Source organism: Agrobacterium tumefaciens, assembly GCF_005221325.1.
In the GTDB taxonomy this organism is placed as follows: domain Bacteria; phylum Pseudomonadota; class Alphaproteobacteria; order Rhizobiales; family Rhizobiaceae; genus Agrobacterium.
The window spans coordinates 2,723,584-2,741,589 of record NZ_CP039888.1; the positions used below are offsets into that span (position 1 = coordinate 2,723,584).

An 18,006-nucleotide genomic window follows, 5' to 3' on the forward strand; every position below is an offset into this window, starting at 1 on the left:
GCAATCCTGCCCCATGACAGGTCTGCGGTTGAAAAGGCTGCACCGGCCCATCCGGGGCTACCTTATCGGTCCGGGGCCACATCTGCGGCAGACGCCCGGAAATTCATGTGGCCTTCAAAAGGCCCAATATAAAAACCGGCGGGTATCGTTGCGAAACCCGCCGGAAAAGGTTTTAGCGGCGAATGCCGAGAGCACCGATCAGCTTGGTGTAACGGGCTTCGTCCTTCTTCTTCAGATAGTCGAGAAGCGAACGGCGGCTCGAAACGAGCGTCAGAAGGCCACGACGGGAGTGGTTGTCCTTCTTGTGGTCCTTGAAGTGACCGGTCAGGTTGTTGATCCGCTCGGTCAGGATTGCGACCTGAACTTCCGGAGAACCGGTGTCGCCTGCCTTGGTGGCATATTCCGTGATGAGGGCGGCTTTGCGCTCTGCAGTAATCGACATCGTACGATCCTTTCTTGTTTTAAGGAAAAACGGGGACGCCTAGAGCCGGGATGTCGTCCAGCGCTGGCCATTCATCAGCATAGGCAAAGCCCAAGCTGGCGCTGCCTATAAACTATTCCGGGTGCAATTGAAAGAGGCGATTGATAGCGCCTCCCAAGCCGTGTGGTTAGCCAAAAACCCGCTTCGGCCTGAACTCGCCTTCGCCAATCTCGCCGATGGCGACCAGTTTGCCATGCGCGGTGGCATAGGCTTCCGGGTGATTGGCCGGCGCATCACGCCCGCGCAGCAGGATGGGGTTGCCCATTTTCAGCCTGTGCGCTTGATCATCGTTGATGATGAGGCGGGGAAGTGAGGACAGCGCCTCGGCCGTATCGATCAGGAAAGCATCCAGCGCTTCCAACCGTTCGTCACGATCTTCTATCGCTTCCAGCGCCGTCAGCGTTTCGAGCGGAACCATCATGTCTTCGCCGAAAGGGGCGACCATGGTGCGGCGCAGTTCTGAAATATGGCCGAAACAGCCGAGATCGCGGCCCATGTCGCGCGCCAGCGCTCGCACATAGGTGCCCTTGCCGCATTCCACTTCGAAATGCGCGGTATCGGCGTCGGGGCAGGCAAGCAGCGTCAGGCGGTGAATTTCCACCTCACGGGCGGGAATTTCCACCGTCTCGCCGTCACGCGCCAGATCATAGGCGCGCTCGCCGGCGATCTTGATGGCGGAAAACTGCGGCGGGGTCTGCATGATCACGCCGGTATAATTGGGCAGAATATCACGGATCGCCTGCTCGTCCGGCCGCTGGTCGGAGGAGTCGACCACCTCGCCTTCCAGATCGTCAGTCGCGCGCTGCTCGCCCCAGGTCACGGTAAATTCGTAAATCTTCCGGCCGTCCATGACGTAAGGAACAGTCTTGGTGGCGTCGCCGAGTGCGATTGGCAGCATGCCGGAAGCGAGCGGATCAAGCGTACCGGCATGGCCGGCCTTCTGCGCGTTGAACAGCCATTTGATCTTGGAAACGGCCTCTGTGGAGCCGAAATCGAGCGGCTTGTCGAGGATGAGCCAGCCCGAAATCGGACGGCCCTTGGGTTTGCGGTGCTGCTGTTTACGTGGTTTGGACATGCTTCAGTTCTGTTCGTCGTCTTTTTCGTTTGAAGGCCCGAGATCGCGCTGCACTTCAGGCGAGCGCAGGAGCGCGTCGATCTTCTGGTAATTGTCGAAACTCGTATCGTCGCGGAAGCGCAGTTCCGGCATGTATTTCATCTGCCGAAGCTGGGGCCCGAGGCGGCCGCGCATGAACTTGGCGTGGCGGTTCAGCGCGCTGATGATGTCGGTGTGATCAGCAACGCCAAGCGGCGTCACGTAAGCGGTTGCGATCTTCAGATCGGGCGACATGCGCACTTCCGAAATGGAAATGACAGTGCTTTCGATCAGATCGTCGCGGACTTCGCCGCGCTGGAGAATCTGGGTCAGGGCGGCGCGCACCTGTTCGCCGACGCGCAGCATGCGTTGCGAAGGGGCCGATGATGTAGCTTTTGCCATTGGTTATGCCTCAAACGGAGCGAGCGCCGGTAAGCCGGCGCCCGACAGTAAATTCCTGTTTTGCGGCGAGAACGCTTAGAGCGTTCTCGTGATGTGTTCGACGCGGAAGCACTCGATGGTGTCGCCAGCGCGGATGTCTTCGTAGTTTTCGAAGGCCATACCGCATTCCTGACCGACCGGCACTTCGTTGACTTCGTCCTTGAAGCGCTTGAGGGTCTTGAGCTTGCCTTCGTGGATAACGACGTTGTCGCGCACCAGACGGACACCCGCACCGCGTTCCACCTTGCCTTCGACGACGCGGCAACCCGCGACCTTGCCGACCTTGGTGATGTTGAACACCTCGAGGATTTCAGCATTGCCGAGGAAGGTCTCGCGACGTTCCGGCGAAAGCAGGCCCGACATCGCCGCCTTCACGTCATCCACCAGATCGTAGATGATGTTGTAGTAGCGGATTTCGATACCGGCGCGTTCGGAAGCCGTACGTGCCTGTGCGTTGGCGCGAACGTTGAAGCCGATGATCGCGGCGTTGGAGGCCTCTGCAAGCGAGATATCCGATTCCGTGATGGCGCCAGCGCCCGAGTGAACGATACGAGCGCGGACTTCGTCGGTGCCGAGCTTGTCGAGCGAAGCGATAATGGCTTCGACCGAGCCCTGCACGTCTGCCTTGATGACCAGCGGGAATTCCTTCATTCCCGAAGTCTGCAACTGGCTCATCATTTGTTCCAGCGAACCACGCTGGCCCGTCTGACGTGCGACAGCCTTGTCGCGTGCCAGACGCTGGCGGTACTCGGAAATCTCGCGAGCACGGCTTTCGTTTTCGACAACCGCGAAACGGTCACCGGCAGATGGCGTGCCGGAGAGACCGAGAATCTCGACAGGCATAGCCGGACCGGCCTCCTTGACGTGTTCGCCCTTGTCGTTGACGAGTGCGCGCACACGGCCCCACTGGTCGCCGGCGACGATGATCTGGCCGGGTTTCAGCGTACCCTTCTGCACGAGAACGGTTGCGACGGCGCCGCGTCCACGGTCCAGCTCGGCCTCGATAACCGTGCCTTCCGCCGTGCGGCTTGGATCCGCCTTGAGGTCGAGGATTTCCGCCTGAAGCAGGATGGCTTCGAGCAGCTTGTCGAGGTTCAGCTTGTTCTTGGCGGACACTTCGACGTCAAGAACTTCACCACCCATCGATTCCACGAAGACTTCGTGCTGCAGCAGCTGCTGACGAACCTTGTCCGGGTTTGCCTCGTGCTTGTCGATCTTGTTGATCGCAACCACGATCGGAACGCCGGCCGCCTTGGCATGGTTGATGGACTCGATCGTCTGCGGCATCACGCTGTCATCTGCGGCAACCACCAGAACGGCAATGTCGGTCGCCTGCGCACCACGGGCACGCATGGCCGTGAAGGCGGCGTGGCCGGGGGTGTCGATGAAGGTGATCTTCTGACCGTTCTTTTCGACCTGATAAGCGCCGATATGCTGGGTGATGCCACCGGCTTCCCCGGAAACCACGTTTGCCTGACGAATGGCGTCGAGCAGCGAGGTCTTGCCGTGATCGACATGACCCATGATGGTGACAACAGGCGGGCGGGAAACCATTTCGCCTTCATCGTCCGTCTGGTTGAAGATGCCTTCTTCGACGTCGGATTCGGAAACGCGCTTGACGGTATGGCCGAATTCGACCGCGATCAGTTCGGCCAGATCGGCGTCGATCACGTCGCCCGGCTTCAACATCTGGCCTTCCTTCATCAGGAACTTGATGACGTCAACAGCCCGTTCGGACATACGCTGCGACAATTCCTGAATGGTGATGGTTTCCGGCAGGATGACCTCGCGCAAAACCTTTTCGCGGGTTTCCTGCATCTGGCTGCGGCGGAATTTCTCCTGCCGGCGGCGCATGGATGCCATGGAGCGGCCGCGTGGCGTGCCGTCTTCATCCAGATTCGATGAAGTGACGGTCAGCTTGCCGCGACGGCGTTCTTCTTCCGTCTTCAGGCGGGCGGCGGGCTTTGCCGGAACCGGAGCCACGACCTTGCCGCGGGCTGGAAGGCTGCTGCCGCGACGCGCACCACGATCGTCCTCATCGTCACCACCGGTACGGCGTCCGCGCGGAGCGGCGGCGTCGGGTGTGGCGGGAGCGGAACGGGGAGCGGCGGCCGCAGATTGCGGGCGGGCGTCCGTGCGGGGAGCCGGCGCGGCGGCCGCAGCTGGCCTTTCGCTGGCCGGTTCGGCTTTCACTTCAGCGGCAGGCTGGCTTGCTGCCACCTTGGCGGCTGCAGCCTCTTCGGCGGCGCGGTTTGCTGCCTCTACTTTTTCGGCCGCGATGCGCTGTTCTTCCTCGACCTTGCGGCGGGCTTCGTCTTCGGCGCGCTGCTTGGCTTCAACCACGTCGCGAGCCTGCGCTTCCATCAGCGCGCGGCGACGGGCTTCCATCTCGCCGGCGGAAAGATCGTGCAGAACATTGCCACGCGGGCGGTCGGGCTGGCGCTGCTGGGGCGCGGACGAGCCGGGGCGTTGCTGCGACTGGGAGGAACCCGGACGCTGCTGCTGGCCGCCTGGCTGGTGAATACGCGGCTGGGGAGCCTGCGGACGCGCCGCCACCGGGGCAGGGGCGGCAGGCTTCGGTGCTGCCACGACAGGCTGAACCGGCTTCTCGTCTTCAGGTCGATGGGGGCGGCGTTTGCGTGTTTCCACGACAACCGCGTTGGTGCGACCTCGACCCATATCCTGCCGCACGGTGCCCTGATTCATCCCGCCCGGTTTCAGGGTAAGAGTCTTCTTGGCCGGCGCATTGAGTGTCTTGTCGTCGTTGTTGTCGGTCATTCCGTTCCCGTTCCTTCGGACGAGAACCGGATGACGTCCATCAGGTCTCGTCGTTCAATTGCTGCATCGGAACGCGGCGACCGTTCATGTCGGTTAACCGCGTCATTGTTCTGTCCGGGCAGCGTCGCGTTCCGCCTGAGATCGACCGCCAAGGCGGTACTGCTCAAGCATCGTTGCGCGCTTCACTACACCCTCACCCGCCTGCCCTGCAAGCGCGCAGGCATGGATAAAAGCATTCTGGCCCATCAACTCGTCCATTTCGGCTTCACTGGAGAGCCGGAAGGACGGAATTTCATTGCCGGCATCGCTGCCGAGCGCCCAGGCCTTGCGGGCCTGGTCCAGTTTTCTCACGCCGTCGGCCGCAGCATCGGTCGCGTGGAACACGGCGATCGCGTTCCCGGACCGGACGGCTGCATCGACCTTCGTCGCACCGCTGATGAACTGACCCGCCTTGCGCGCCATGTTCATCATGCCTGCAAGCTGCTGCGCCATCAGCCGGTCGAGAAGAGCGAGAAGCTCCGGCCCGGCCTTGACGTCGCGTTTGAGAGCCCGCGCGAAAAGCTTCTTCGCGATGGCCTTCTCGATCAGGGCGCGCTCGGGTGTCACCCAGCAGCCGCGCCCCGGCAATTGGCGTTTCAGATCCGGAACGACGTTGCCGTCCGGGCCCGCGACGAAGCGGATCAGCTCATCCGGCGATCCACTCTGCCGTGTCACAATGCACATACGTCCATTGACGTCGCCCTTGATCCGCCCGTCATCGTCAGTCTCGGGCAGATCGTCCGGCTCATGCGCCTGCGATGTCATTCCTGTTCGGCGGTATCCGCCTCCTCGGTAGCTTCCGCATCGGCTTCCTGTTCGGAAGCGAGCTCTTCGGCGGTGATCCAGCCTGCCAGAAGACGGGCCTGCACTACCATGTTCTCGGCTTCGACGCGCGAAACATCGAGCTTGGAGAAGATGCCTTCGAATTTCTTCGTCTCGCCGTCCTTGCGCTCGCTCCAGCCAACCAGATCGTCTGCGGCGCAACCGGCAAAGTCCTCGATGGTCTTGATGCCGTCTTCACCCAGCGCAACCATCATCTGCGAGGTCAGGCCCTCGATCTGGCGCAGCTCGTCCAAAACGCCGAGTTCCTTGCGCTTGGCGTCCATTTCGGCTTCCAGGCGTTCCAGATATTCGCGGGCGCGGGTCTGGATTTCATCAGCGGTGTCTTCGTCGAAGCCGTCGATCGAGGAAATCTCGTCGAGATCGACATAGGCCAGTTCTTCGACCTGCGCGAAGCCTTCCGAAGCCAGAACCTGGCCGACCATTTCGTCGACATCGAGGGCGTCCATGAACAGCGCCGTGCGCTCGTTGAATTCCTTCTGGCGACGCTCGGATTCTTCCTGCTCGGTCATGATGTCGATATCCCAGCCGGTCAGCTGCGATGCCAGACGCACGTTCTGGCCGCGGCGGCCGATGGCAAGCGACAGCTGTTCGTCGGGAACAACCACTTCGATACGCTCGGACTCTTCATCCAGAACGACCTTGGCGACTTCCGCCGGCTGCAGGGCGTTGACGATGAAGGAAGCCGGTTCCTGGCTCCACGGAATGATGTCGATCTTCTCACCCTGGAGTTCGCCGACAACGGCCTGGACGCGCGAACCGCGCATACCGACGCAGGCGCCGACCGGATCGATCGACGAGTCGTTGGAGATAACGGCGATCTTGGCGCGCGAACCGGGGTCGCGGGCAACCGACTTGATCTGGATAATGCCGTCGTAGATCTCAGGAACTTCCATGGTGAACAGCTTCACCATGAACTGCGGATGGGTACGCGACAGGAAAATCTGCGGGCCACGCTGCTCGCGGCGAACGTCGTAGACATAGGCGCGCACGCGGTCGCCGTAACGCATGTTTTCCCGCGGGATCATCTCGTCGCGACGGATGATGCCTTCGCCACGGCCGAGATCGACGATGACATTGCCATATTCGACGCGCTTGACGGTGCCGTTGACGATTTCGCCGATGCGGTCCTTGAACTCGTCATACTGACGGTCACGCTCGGCTTCGCGCACCTTCTGCACGATGACCTGCTTGGCGGACTGGGCGGCAATACGGCCGAAATCCATCGGCGGCAGCGGATCGGCGATGAAGTCGCCGAGCTTGGCGTCGGGGTTGCGGTCGCGGGCCAGCTCAAGCGGGATCTGGGTCGAATAGTCCTCAGCGGCCTCGACGACTTCCAGAAGACGCTGCAGGCGGATTTCGCCGGTCTTGGAGTTGATGTCGGCGCGGATGTTGGTTTCCGAACCATAGCGCGAGCGGGCGGCTTTCTGGATAGCGTCGGCCATTGCGGCAAGCACGATTTCGCGGTCGATGACCTTTTCGCGCGCCACAGCATCGGCGATCTGCAGAAGCTCAAGCCGGTTAGCACTCACTGCCATTTTTTTATCTCCGTAAGTCGCATAATTGCGGGGATCGCCCGTTTTCCGGGCTTTACGTTGGAATTAGTCTTCGTCTGCTTCGTCGTTCTGGTTTGCGGCGGCGGCCTTGGCCGCCTTGTCTGCCCGCAGCGCATCACGAATAAGGTCGTCCGTCAGAATAAGCTTCGCATCGGAAAGCGCACTGAACGGAACGGTGACTGTCGGCTCTTCGCCATAGGCGATCTGGTCGCGTTCCAGCTTGAAACCATCCGCATCGACCTCAACGATCTTGCCGCGAAACCGCTTGCGGTTTTCGACCAGAATGGAGGTTTCGACCTTCACCAGATGACCCTGCCAGCGGGTGAAATCCGATTTGCGAACCATCGGCCGGTCGATGCCGGGCGAGGACACTTCGAGATGATACGCTTTATCGACCGGATCTTCCACATCAAGAACCGGTGAAATCGCCATCGAGATGGCTTCACAGTCCTGAACGTTCATCGTTCCATCTTCCCGCTCGGCCATCACCTGCAGGGTCATGCCATTCTGGTTGGAGAGCCGCACGCGCACCAGAAGATATCCCATGCCCGTCAGAACAGGCTCGATGATCTCGGCAATGCGCTGGTCGATGCCCGTTTCGGTTATCAGTCGCGGTTCTTGTGCGGTGTCTGCCATCTGGCCTTCCGGTCTTTAGATTTTCACCGGGCACTCAGCCCGTGGTTTCCGGTTCGCCTAACGAAAAAGAGCGGAGCCTTGCGGCCCCACTCTTCATCAAGCGATCAAGAATTTCAGGGGTCATATAGACCCATCGGGGCAGGATTGCAAGGTTTTAGCGGGGTCTTCCGCTTCGGGTGTCGCCGCCGCCACATTTTCACCCTTACCGTGTCGGAAAGGCTGGCATGATCGTCGGCACTGTCTATAGTTGCCGTTTGACAAATCGCAGTTGCATCAAGTGGACAGAGCGTGCCTGACCGTAAATCGCCACTCGCGCCTTTAAGGCATTTGACTTACAGACGAATCTGGATCGCGAGCCTTGCCTCGAATTTCGGCGGATTGATCCAGGCGGTGGGTGCCGCGTGGATGATGACCTCGCTGTCGAGTTCGGAAAACATGATCGCGCTGGTGCAGGCCTCCACCTCGCTGCCGATCATGATGTTCTCGCTGATTTCAGGCGCGCTGGCCGATAGTTTCGACCGCCGCCGCATCATGATTTCGGCGCAGATATTGATGCTGACGGCCTCCGTGCTGCTCACGGTTTTCGCCTGGTCCGGCTGGCTCACGCCCTGGCTGCTGCTGTTCTTCACCTTCATGATCGGCTGCGGAACGGCGCTCAACAATCCGTCCTGGCAGGCCTCGGTTGGCGAAATGGTGCCGCGTGAGGATTTGCCCGCCGCCGTGACGCTGAACAGCGTCGGCTTCAACATCACCCGCAGCGTCGGCCCCGCCATCGGTGGTATCATTGTCGCGGCCGCTGGGGCCGCCGCCGCATTTTTCGTGAATGCGCTCAGCTATTTCACCCTGCTTTACGCCCTGTTTCGCTGGCAGCCGCCCAAATATGCCTCGACGTTGCCGCGCGAGCAGCTTCTCGCCGCAATATCTGCCGGAATGCGTTATGTCGCCATGTCGCCCAATATCGGCAAGGTGTTGGTGCGCGGCTTTCTCTTCGGCCTTTCCGCCAGTGCCATCCTGGCCCTGATGCCGATCGCTGCCCGCGATCTGGTGGAGGGCGGCCCGCTGACTTATGGCGTCATGCTGGGTGCGTTCGGTGTCGGCGCCATCGGCGGCGCGCTCATCAGTGCCCGGTTGCGCGAGGTAATGTCCAGCGAATGGATTGTACGCGTCGCTTTCATGGGGTTCGCTTTCAGCTCCGGTGTGACGGCGATCAGCACCAGCGCGATCATTACCTCGCTTGTCCTGACAGTTGCCGGCGCCTGCTGGGTTCTGGCGCTTTCCCTGTTCAACACCATCGTCCAGCTTTCCACCCCGCGCTGGGTGGTGGGCCGGGCTCTGTCGCTTTATCAGACCATGACGTTCGGCGGCATCGCCGTTGGCAGCTGGCTGTGGGGCGAACTGGCCGAAGACTACGGCATTTCCTATTCGCTTCTCTGTTCGTGCGTGCTGATGCTGCTCGGCGTCGTCGTCGGTTTCAAACTCGCCATGCCGGCCTTCGCTTCGCTCAATCTCGATCCTCTCAACCGTTTCGTGGAACCGCCGCTGAGGCTAGACGTCAAGCCGCGCAGTGGACCCATCGCCATTCTCATTGATTATGAAATCCACGACGAAGATCTCGGCGAATTCCTGCCGTTGATGGCCGAGCGCCGCCGAATCCGCCTGCGCGATGGCGCACGCAACTGGAACCTGATGCGAGATCTCGAAAACCCCGACATCTGGACGGAAAGCTACCATGTGCCGACATGGGTGGAATATGTCCGCCACAACCACCGCCGCACCCAGGCGGACGCGGAAGCCTGGGACCGGCTGCTTGAGCTTCACCGCGGCAAGACGCGACCGCGCGTGCATCGGATGATCGAACGGCAGACCATTCCGCCCACCGACGATATCTTTCACAAACCCCATACCGACCAGCACTGAGAAACAATGGGCCGGCGACGGATTATTTCAGCTTCGCCTTCAGTGTCGCATCGGGAAAACATGTCGGCGCGAGGCCGTTTTTCGCCTGCCAGTCGCCGAGCGACCGGCGCGTCTTGAAGCCCGCCAACCCATCCGCCTTGCCGACATCATAGCCCTTGGCGACCAGCGCCTTCTGCATGGCCAGCACGTCGGAGCGCAGCATCGACCCGACATTGCCCCATTCTCCCTTGAACGATCCTCCCCCGTGGGTGATGCGGTCGGCGAGATTGCCGATGAAGAGCGCGTAGAGATCGGAATTATTATATTCCTTGATGACGTAGAAATTCGGTGTCACCACGAATTCCGGTCCGTGCTGTCCAGCGGGCACCAGCATCATGCCGTCGGCGGTCAGGTCATTGGCTGGAAAGGCTTTTCCGGAAATGCGGGTAATGCCCATCTTCGCCCAGTCGGCCACCGGTCGGGCAAGATCAGGGCCTTCCTGCGCGCAGGAAACATTGGCGGGGATGGAGACTTCGAAACCCCAGTCGCGATTGCGCTGCCAGCCGCGCTGTGAAAGATAGTTTGCTATGGATGCCAGTGCATCTGGTACGGAATTCCAGATATCGCGGTGGCCGTCGCCATCGAAATCCACGGCATATTTGAGATAGCTCGATGGCATGAACTGTGGCTGGCCAAGCGCCCCGGCCCAGGAGCCCATCATGCGTGAAGCCGCGATATCGCCGCTTTCGACGATCTTCAGCGCATCGATCAGCTCGGTGCGGAACATTTGCCTGCGGGTCGACATATAGGCTTTCGTCGCCAGCACATCGACCACGGAATGCGGCAGCTTCGCCCGGCCGAAACCGGATTCGCGGCCCCAGATCGCAACGACGATATCGCCGGGCACACCATATTTCGCCTCGATCCTGCGCAGCGTCGCCGCATGGGTGGCGGCAAGCGAGCGGCCGGTGCCGGCAAGCCCCTGCAGTCGCTTTTCGGAGAAATAAGCGCCCGGCGAGGAGAATTCCGCCTGGCTTTGGCTCTGTTCTTTCGGCGGCTTTTGGCCGGGAATGACCAGGTCGGGCAGGTTCCAGCTGATGGAGAGACCGCTGAGTGTTGCCTCCAGCGTCTTTTGCGAAATGCCGGCCTTGCGGGCCTCCGGCCAGATTTCCTTTTTCAGCCAGGCATTAAAGTCTGCGTCATATTTGGCGGCAGCCGCACCTGTTGGAGCCGACTGTGCAAGAGCTGTCGTTGCTGAAAAAACGGAAATAATGGCGGCCAGTGCCTTGGGGGCAAATCGGTTTCGCATTCGGTCTCCTCTTGGGTGGTGGGAGGGAGGCTTCAGATTGTCGTTCGCGCCCGAAGCGCCGCCGTCAATGTGCCCTCGTCGAGATAATCAAGCTCGCCGCCCACAGGTACGCCATGTGCGAGCCGGGTGATCTTGATGCCGAGATCGGAGAGACGGTCGGTGATGTAATGGGCGGTTGCCTGTCCTTCCACCGTCGCGTTGACGGCGATGATAAGTTCGCGAATACCGCCCGCACTCACGCGGTCGATCAGGCCCTTGATGTTGAGGTCCTCCGGCCCGACGCCGTCGAGCGGCGACAGTGTGCCGCCCAGAACGTGATAGGCGGTGTTCATCGCACCTGCCCGCTCCAGCGCCCAGAGATCCGACACGTCCTCCACCACGATGATGACTGACTGGTCGCGCCGGTCATCGGCGCAGATGGTGCAGGGATCGATTGTATCGACATTGCCGCAGCAGGAGCAGATCTTTACCTTGTCATAGGCTTCACCCATCGCATGGCCCAGCGGCCCCAGAAGCTGTTCCTTCTTCTTGATGAGATGCAGCGCCGCCCGCCTTGCCGAGCGAGGCCCAAGCCCCGGCACTTTTGCCAGAAGCTGGATCAGTTTTTCGATTTCGGGACCGGTGACTCGTTTTGCCATGAGCGCTTTCTACTGCATAAATCAGGAAACGGGAATCATGAAGCTTGAAGGGCAGTCCATGAAAATAAGGGCGGTGTGCCGGGGTGAGGCAAAAAGCCTGCCGGGAAAGACGACGAAGACGGGCATCTTCAAACACGCGGTGCAGGGCGCGGTCATGGTCGATGCACAAGGCATCGTCAGCGATGCCGTCTGCAATCGTAAACATCATGGCGGGCCGGATCAGGCCATATATGTCATGGGCTCCGTCGATCTCGACTTCTGGTCTCGCTCTCTGGGCTCTACTGTCGAACCGGGATTTTTCGGCGAAAATCTCGTACTTGATGGTGTCGATAGCGCGAAGCTGCATGTCGGCGACAGGTTCACGGCAAATGAAGTTGTGCTGGAAGTGACAGCCGCCCGCATCCCCTGCGCCACGCTGTCGGCTCGCATCGGCGATCCCGATTTTGCCCCGCGTTTCCGGCGGGCGGGCCAGCCGGGTTTTTATTGCCGGGTGCTGAAAGGTGGAATGCTCGCAGCGGGTGAGGAGGTGGTGTTCGAACCCTATCAGGGAACGAAACTGCCGATACCGACAATCCTACAGCGCTTCCGTCCCATGCGACTCAACGAGGCCGAACGCGCGACCTATCTCGAAACACCGCTCGCAAGCCGTTTCCGCGCGATGCTGGAAGCCTAGACCCTGTCTTTGAGGCGAGGATGGCGAATACTCAACGCCGTCCTCTTCAGTCGGATTGTATCAGAAAGGCAGCTTCATGCCGGGCGGCAGAGGCAGACCGGCGGTCAGGTCGGCCATCTTTTCCTGAGCCTGCGCTTCGCCTTTTTCCTTGGCGTCCTTATGGGCGGCAACGATCAGGTCCTCGAGGATTTCGACCTCGTCTTCCTTGAACAGCGAAGAATCGATTTTCAGACCACGCATTTCGCCCTTGCCGTTGAGAATGACGGTCACCAGACCGCCACCGGCTCGGCCTTCGATTTCGAGGGCGGCAATTTCCTGCTGCACCTTCTCCATCTTGGACTGCATTTCCTTGACCTTGCCCATCATGCCCATGATGTCACGCATGTGCCAATCTCCTGTTCTTCTTGTTTAAAACTCGATGTCGTCGCCGGGAAGGATGTCGCCTTCGCTCGATTCGGCAACCGATGGCGGGGCGATGTCCTCCGCCTCATCCTGTATCGCGGTGCGGATACGCACGTCGGTGATCTTTGCACCAGGAAACTGCGCCAGAATGGCGGCAACATCAGGGTCCTGACGCGCATCGACCAGACGCGCATCGCGAGCGTTGCCTTCGGCCTCGACAAGCGTCGCCTCGCCCTGTTCCTTGCTGAGGCTGATGATCCAGTGGATGCCGGTCCATTCCTTAAGCTTGACGCCAAGCTCACCGGGCAGCGAGCCGGGGGCGCCTTCGCCGAGGCGCATGTCGAGCCGGCCAGGCTCCAGCCGCACCAGCCGCACGAAGTTACGCACCTTCGCCCGCATAACGGGATCGCGGTTTTTCTGGCAGAGATCGGCAATATCCTGAACCGAATTGACGGGAACCTTCGGCTCCGGCCGCTCTTCGGTTTTCGGGGTCGCGACCTGCATCTCCTGCGGCCGGCTATCTGGAACGGCGCGCAGCATGGTGGAGGGCTGCGGACCGGCCTGCCTCGGGGCGGCAAATTCCGCAGGTCTTCCGGCCGCCACGGTCTGTGCCGACGAATAGGCACGCGCGCCACCGCCATTGCCGCCGCCGGAAGGCCCGCCATTAGCGTAACCGCCGTCGCCGCTGGAAAGCTCGAGCAGGCGCCGCGCCGCATCTTCCGGTGCCGGCAGATTGGCGGCATGCGAAAGCCGGATCAGCACCATTTCGGCAGCACCCGCCGGCCGTGAGGCATTTTCCGTTTCCGGAATGCCTTTCAGCAGCATCTGCCAGATGCGCGACAGCGCGGTTACCGCGATGGTTTCGGCAAACTCCGCGCCACGCGTGCGTTCTACTTCGGAAAGCGAAGGGTCTTCCGCCGCGTCAGGCACATATTTCATGCGGGTGACGAGATGGGTGAAATCGGCAAGGTCGTTCAGAACGACAACCGGGTTTGCCCCCGCCTCATATTGCCCGTTGAATTCCGAAAGGGCCGCAGCGACATCGCCTTTGACGACGTGCTGGAAGAGGTCGACAATGCGTGCGCGATCGGCAAGGCCCAACATGCCCCGCACGGCTTCCGCCTCCACACGACCGCCGCCATGGGCAATCGCCTGATCGAGCAGGGAAAGACCGTCACGGGCAGAACCCTCGGCCGCACGCGCAATCATCGACAGTGCCTGCGGCTCAGCCTCAAAACCTTCCTTGCCGGCAATGGCGGTGAAGAGGCCGACGAGATCGGCTGCGCTGATGCGGCGCAGGTCAAAACGCTGGCAGCGCGACAGAACGGTGATCGGCACCTTGCGGATTTCGGTCGTTGCGAAGATGAATTTCACATGTTCCGGCGGCTCTTCAAGGGTCTTCAGAAGACCGTTGAAAGCCTGCGTCGACAGCATGTGCACTTCGTCGATGATGTAGACCTTGTAGCGCGCCGAGACCGGGCGATAGCGCACCTGCTCGATGATCTCGCGAATATCATCGATACCGGTATGGGAGGCGGCGTCCATCTCGATCACGTCGACATGCCGGCCTTCCATGATCGCCTGGCAATGTTCACCGGGAATACGAAGGTCGATGGTCGGTTTGTCGATGGTGTCGGTCTTGTAATTCAGTGCGCGGGCGAGAATGCGGGCCGTGGTCGTCTTGCCCACGCCGCGAACGCCGGTCAGCATATAGGCCTGCGCGATACGTCCGGTCTCAAACGCGTTGGTCAGCGTACGGACCATCGGCTCCTGGCCGACCATCAGATCAGAAAAATCCTTTGGGCGATATTTGCGCGCCAATACCCGGTAGCCGGTCCCGACCTGGGATTCGCTTGATGTGGTGGGTATGGTATCGCTCATTGCCTCGCCAGTTTGTTTTGCCAGTTTGTTTCGGGGCTGAACTGGCCCGGCGAAAGCTGAGCGGCATTTTGAAAAGGTGGGAGGCTGGCACGGCGACCCGTGCCTGGCTCGTTAGGGCTGCTTCCTTCCGGACCTGACCCGGTTGGCGAGTGGCTCGTCCACCACCAACCTCCCGAGGCCACATATCGGCAATATCGACAGCAAATGCAAGCCAAGCCTTCAAAAAACTGCTATCACGATGAAAACAAACATGGAGGACACCTTGGAGACATTCCGGCTGGACGAGAGACTAGCGCGCGACAGTGTGCTGGTGACGCGTTTGGGACTATGTGAATTGCGTTTGCAGAATGACAATCGCTGGCCCTGGCTGGTGCTGGTGCCGCAGCGAGGCGGCGTCAGCGAATTGTTCGATCTCACCCCGCTTGATCAGGCCGTGCTGACATTCGAGACCAATCTCGTCGCATCCGCCTTGAAGGAAATCACGGGGGCTACCAAGATCAATGTCGGTGCTTTGGGCAATATCGTCCGGCAACTGCATGTCCATATTATCGCCCGCAATGAAGGCGACACCTGCTGGCCCGGTCCCATCTGGGGTCACGGAACGGCGGTGCCTTATGCGGCGGGCGAGAAGGAAAATTTGATGAAAAAAATCTCCGGCGCGCTCTGATGATCTCCATGAAAATTTTTGAAACCACTGCCCCGCATCCCGAAGCAAGCCTGCTGACGGCCTTTTCCAAAAATGCTCTCGATCGTTTCGCTGAAAAGCGGACGGAGGAGTGCGTTGCCGATGCGCTGAAAGTCGATGGCACCCATATTCTCGCCTTCTCAGGTAATCGGCTCGTCCTGAAACATGACGAGCAGGTCATCGACCCCTTATTTGCCGCCTATGAGCTTGCCGAGTTGCAGCCGGATTTCGACAATGCCGTGCTGCTCGGATATCGCGAAACCGGCGAACCGAGAATTGCAGTGCCGGTTGCCGTGGCAGAAGACCAGCTGGCGAGCCACTACAAGCTTGCCGACGCCCGCACGCTATATCGCGATCATCTGCTCGATGAAGAATTGCTGAGCGAGGTTGCGCAGGCCGTCAGCCTCACACACTGGAACGCCGATAACCGCTTCTGTGGGAAGTGCGGCGGGACGATGGAGCTGCGGATCGGCGGCTACAAGCGCATCTGCGCCGCGTGCAACCACACCATTTTTCCGCGCACCGATCCTGTCGTCATCATGATGACGATCGACATCGAGCGTGATCTTTGCCTGCTTGGTCGCGGCGCGCATTTTGCGCCGGGCATGTATTCCTGCCTTGCCGGTTTCGTGGAGCCGGGCGAGACGATCGAACAGGCTGTGCGCCGTGAAACGCATGAGGAGTCCGGCGTCGAAATCGGCCGGGTGCGGTATCACGCCTCCCAGCCCTGGCCGATGCCGCATACACTAATGATCGGCTGTTATGCCGAGGCGCTCTCGTCCGATATTGCTCGCGACGAGATCGAACTGGAGGATTGCCGCTGGTTCACGCGAGCGGAAGTCGCAAAAATGCTGGAAACGGCGACGGGTGAAGGTTTTTCCGCGCCGCCCGGTGGCGCCATCGCGCATCGCTTGATGCGCGACTGGGTGGAATGGTCAAAATGAAACCGTACGGCAGGCTCAGTTCTGGTTGAGCTTGCCACGCATCGCATGGCCTTTGTAGACGCCGAGAATGCGGACCTTTTCCGAGAAGAAGCGCAGCTCGTCCAGCGCATGCCGCACCGGTTCGTCATCGGGGTGGCCTTCAATATCGGCATAAAACTGCGTCGCCACGAATTTGCCGCCGAGCTGGTAGCTTTCGAGCTTCGTCATGTTGATGCCGTTGGTGGCAAAACCGCCCATGGCCTTGTAGAGCGCGGCCGGAATGTTGCGAACATTGAAGACGAAGGTCGTGACGACGATTTCGTCGCTCGACTGACGCTTGGCCCAGTTTTCATCGCGGGAGAGCACGACGAAGCGCGTGACGTTGTTTTCCGAATCCTCGACGTTCTCAGCCAGGATATCGAGACCGTAGAGACTGGCGGCAAGACGCGGCGCGAGGGCTGCCATGCTGCGGTCGCCCTTTTCGGAAACCAGCCTAGCGGAGCCCGCCGTATCGCCCGCAATGACGGGCTTCCAGCCGTTCGAACGGATGATCTTGCGGCACTGGCCCAGCGCATGGATATGGCTGTGGACGGTGCGGATCTCGTCCTTCGTCACACCGGGCACCACCATAAGCTGGAAACGGATCGGCATGAAATATTCGCCGATGATGTGCAGACGTGATTCGGGCAGCAGGTGATGAATATCCGCGACGCGACCGGCCAGCGTGTTTTCAATCGGGATCATGCCGAGATCGGCTTCGCCGCTCTCGATGGCATTGAAGGCATCCTCGAATGTCGGGCATGGCAATGGCTCCATATCCGGAAACATGTCACGGCAGGCCATGTCGGAATTCGCGCCGAACTCGCCCTGAAAGGCAATACGATTTGTAATCAAGCTCATGGGACTGTCCGTTAGAGGGTTCTGCTTGCAAGGATCTTGCGGGCTTTTTCAAGGTCATGCGGCGTGTCGACGCCAAGCGGCACTGAACGGACGATTTCCGCATCGATGCGCATGCCCGCTTCCAGTGCACGCAGCTGTTCCAGCCGCTCGCGCAATTCCAGAGGCGAGGGCGGCAGGCGCACGAATGTTTCAAGTGCGGCGCGGCGATAGGTGTAAAGTCCGATGTGGTGATAAAGCGGCCCATCGCCATAAGGGGCGGTGGCGCGGGTGAAATAAAGCGCGCGCAACCGTGTTTCGGAAAGCGGGCTACCCACCACTTTCACCACGTTCGGATTGGTTTTTTCCTCTTCGTCGGTGATTTCGACCGTCAGCGTGGCGATGTCGACCGCGGCATTTTCCAGCGGGCGCAGCGAGGCGCGGATGGTTTCCGCCTCGATGGTCGGAAGATCCCCCTGAACATTGATGACATATTCGGCGTTGCCGTGAGGATCGGCCTTTTGCAGCGCCTCAAAAATGCGGTCCGAGCCGGACTGGTGGTCGTCCCGCGTCATCATCACGTCGAAACCGGCATTTTGAACGGCCGAAAAAACCTGTTCGTCATCGACCGCAACGACGATTCGTTCCGCACCTGCTTCGCGCGCGCGCAACGCCACCTGAACGATCATCGGCTTGCCGCCAATATCCGCAAGCGGCTTGCCCGGCAGGCGTGTGGATGCCATCCGTGCCGGTATGAGGACGACAGCTTTCTCGAAATCCCGATTCTTCATCCGACACCCTTCAAATCCCGCCCGAAAAGTGTCAAAACGTCACGGAGTGGGGACCATTATTCAAGTTG

The 18,006-nt window shown here is 60.4% G+C and carries 17 protein-coding genes and 1 other RNA gene; 4 read left to right on the top strand and 14 right to left on the bottom strand.

Features of this window, described 5'->3' with window-relative positions:
- Window positions 1-172: 172 nt before the first annotated feature.
- The 7 genes from rpsO to rimP all read right to left on the bottom strand — a co-directional run bounded on the left by rpsO (window position 173) and on the right by rimP (window position 7,864).
- On the bottom strand, window positions 173-442 hold the full coding sequence (gene rpsO, locus CFBP5499_RS13820; RefSeq protein ID WP_006309908.1) for a 30S ribosomal protein S15: 270 nt from the start codon (window positions 440-442) through the stop codon (window positions 173-175).
- Between the two features lie 166 nt (window positions 443-608).
- On the bottom strand, window positions 609-1,556 hold the full coding sequence (gene truB / locus CFBP5499_RS13825; protein WP_080826932.1) for a tRNA pseudouridine(55) synthase TruB: 948 nt from the start codon (window positions 1,554-1,556) through the stop codon (window positions 609-611).
- 3 nt (window positions 1,557-1,559) lie between these two features.
- Complete coding sequence (rbfA, locus tag CFBP5499_RS13830; RefSeq protein ID WP_035241339.1) at window positions 1,560-1,976, bottom strand: 30S ribosome-binding factor RbfA; 417 nt, start codon at window positions 1,974-1,976, stop codon at window positions 1,560-1,562.
- A gap of 75 nt (window positions 1,977-2,051) precedes the next feature.
- Entirely contained in the window at window positions 2,052-4,793 is a 2,742-nt protein-coding gene (infB, locus tag CFBP5499_RS13835; RefSeq protein WP_080826931.1) for a translation initiation factor IF-2, read from the bottom strand.
- A 102-nt stretch (window positions 4,794-4,895) separates the two neighbouring features.
- Window positions 4,896-5,597 carry an RNA-binding protein gene (locus CFBP5499_RS13840; protein ID WP_010970646.1) on the bottom strand — a complete coding sequence of 234 codons (702 nt, stop codon included), beginning with the start codon at window positions 5,595-5,597 and terminating at the stop codon, window positions 4,896-4,898.
- Window positions 5,594-7,210, bottom strand: a complete 1,617-nt coding sequence (gene nusA / locus CFBP5499_RS13845; protein WP_080826930.1) for a transcription termination factor NusA — start codon at window positions 7,208-7,210, stop codon at window positions 5,594-5,596. Before nusA ends, CFBP5499_RS13840 begins: the two co-directional genes overlap by 4 nt.
- 63 nt (window positions 7,211-7,273) lie before the next feature.
- Window positions 7,274-7,864 (bottom strand): ribosome maturation factor RimP, encoded by a 591-nt coding sequence (rimP, locus tag CFBP5499_RS13850; protein ID WP_080826929.1) that lies wholly within the window; start codon window positions 7,862-7,864, stop codon window positions 7,274-7,276.
- 288 nt (window positions 7,865-8,152) lie between these two features.
- Between rimP and CFBP5499_RS13855 the strand changes: the two genes are divergently transcribed.
- A complete protein-coding gene (locus tag CFBP5499_RS13855; protein WP_080826928.1) occupies window positions 8,153-9,781 on the top strand; it encodes an MFS transporter in 1,629 nt (542 codons plus the stop codon).
- A 22-nt stretch (window positions 9,782-9,803) separates the two neighbouring features.
- On the opposite strand, the gene CFBP5499_RS13860 is transcribed toward CFBP5499_RS13855, so the two are convergent.
- Window positions 9,804-11,069 (bottom strand): lytic murein transglycosylase, encoded by a 1,266-nt coding sequence (locus CFBP5499_RS13860; RefSeq protein ID WP_080826927.1) that lies wholly within the window; start codon window positions 11,067-11,069, stop codon window positions 9,804-9,806.
- A 32-nt stretch (window positions 11,070-11,101) separates the two neighbouring features.
- The gene (gene recR, locus CFBP5499_RS13865) at window positions 11,102-11,707 is read right to left on the bottom strand and encodes a recombination mediator RecR (RefSeq protein ID WP_080826926.1); all 606 of its coding nucleotides are present in this window, start codon (window positions 11,705-11,707) and stop codon (window positions 11,102-11,104) included.
- A gap of 37 nt (window positions 11,708-11,744) precedes the next feature.
- On the opposite strand from recR, the gene CFBP5499_RS13870 reads away from it, so the two are divergent.
- A complete protein-coding gene (locus tag CFBP5499_RS13870) occupies window positions 11,745-12,380 on the top strand; it encodes an MOSC domain-containing protein (RefSeq protein WP_175416732.1) in 636 nt (211 codons plus the stop codon).
- Between the two features lie 60 nt (window positions 12,381-12,440).
- On the opposite strand, the gene CFBP5499_RS13875 is transcribed toward CFBP5499_RS13870, so the two are convergent.
- From CFBP5499_RS13875 to ffs, 3 genes are all read right to left on the bottom strand, one after another.
- On the bottom strand, window positions 12,441-12,764 hold the full coding sequence (locus tag CFBP5499_RS13875) for a YbaB/EbfC family nucleoid-associated protein (protein WP_080826925.1): 324 nt from the start codon (window positions 12,762-12,764) through the stop codon (window positions 12,441-12,443).
- 24 nt (window positions 12,765-12,788) lie between these two features.
- A complete protein-coding gene (locus tag CFBP5499_RS13880; RefSeq protein ID WP_080826924.1) occupies window positions 12,789-14,663 on the bottom strand; it encodes a DNA polymerase III subunit gamma/tau in 1,875 nt (624 codons plus the stop codon).
- Between the two features lie 76 nt (window positions 14,664-14,739).
- An RNA gene (ffs, locus tag CFBP5499_RS13885) (signal recognition particle sRNA small type) lies at window positions 14,740-14,836 on the bottom strand.
- A 65-nt stretch (window positions 14,837-14,901) separates the two neighbouring features.
- Between ffs and CFBP5499_RS13890 the strand changes: the two genes are divergently transcribed.
- Both CFBP5499_RS13890 and nudC read left to right on the top strand, forming a co-directional pair.
- Window positions 14,902-15,330 carry an HIT domain-containing protein gene (locus CFBP5499_RS13890; protein WP_175416733.1) on the top strand — a complete coding sequence of 143 codons (429 nt, stop codon included), beginning with the start codon at window positions 14,902-14,904 and terminating at the stop codon, window positions 15,328-15,330.
- Complete coding sequence (gene nudC / locus CFBP5499_RS13895) at window positions 15,330-16,292, top strand: NAD(+) diphosphatase (RefSeq protein WP_080826923.1); 963 nt, start codon at window positions 15,330-15,332, stop codon at window positions 16,290-16,292. The genes CFBP5499_RS13890 and nudC overlap by 1 nt, the downstream gene beginning before the upstream one ends.
- A 15-nt stretch (window positions 16,293-16,307) precedes the next feature.
- On the opposite strand, the gene CFBP5499_RS13900 is transcribed toward nudC, so the two are convergent.
- Window positions 16,308-17,171, bottom strand: coding sequence for a prephenate dehydratase (locus tag CFBP5499_RS13900; RefSeq protein WP_080826922.1), 864 nt, complete (start codon window positions 17,169-17,171; stop codon window positions 16,308-16,310).
- 11 nt (window positions 17,172-17,182) lie between these two features.
- Entirely contained in the window at window positions 17,183-17,938 is a 756-nt protein-coding gene (locus CFBP5499_RS13905; RefSeq protein WP_080826921.1) for a 3-deoxy-manno-octulosonate cytidylyltransferase, read from the bottom strand.
- Window positions 17,939-18,006 lie beyond the last annotated feature (68 nt).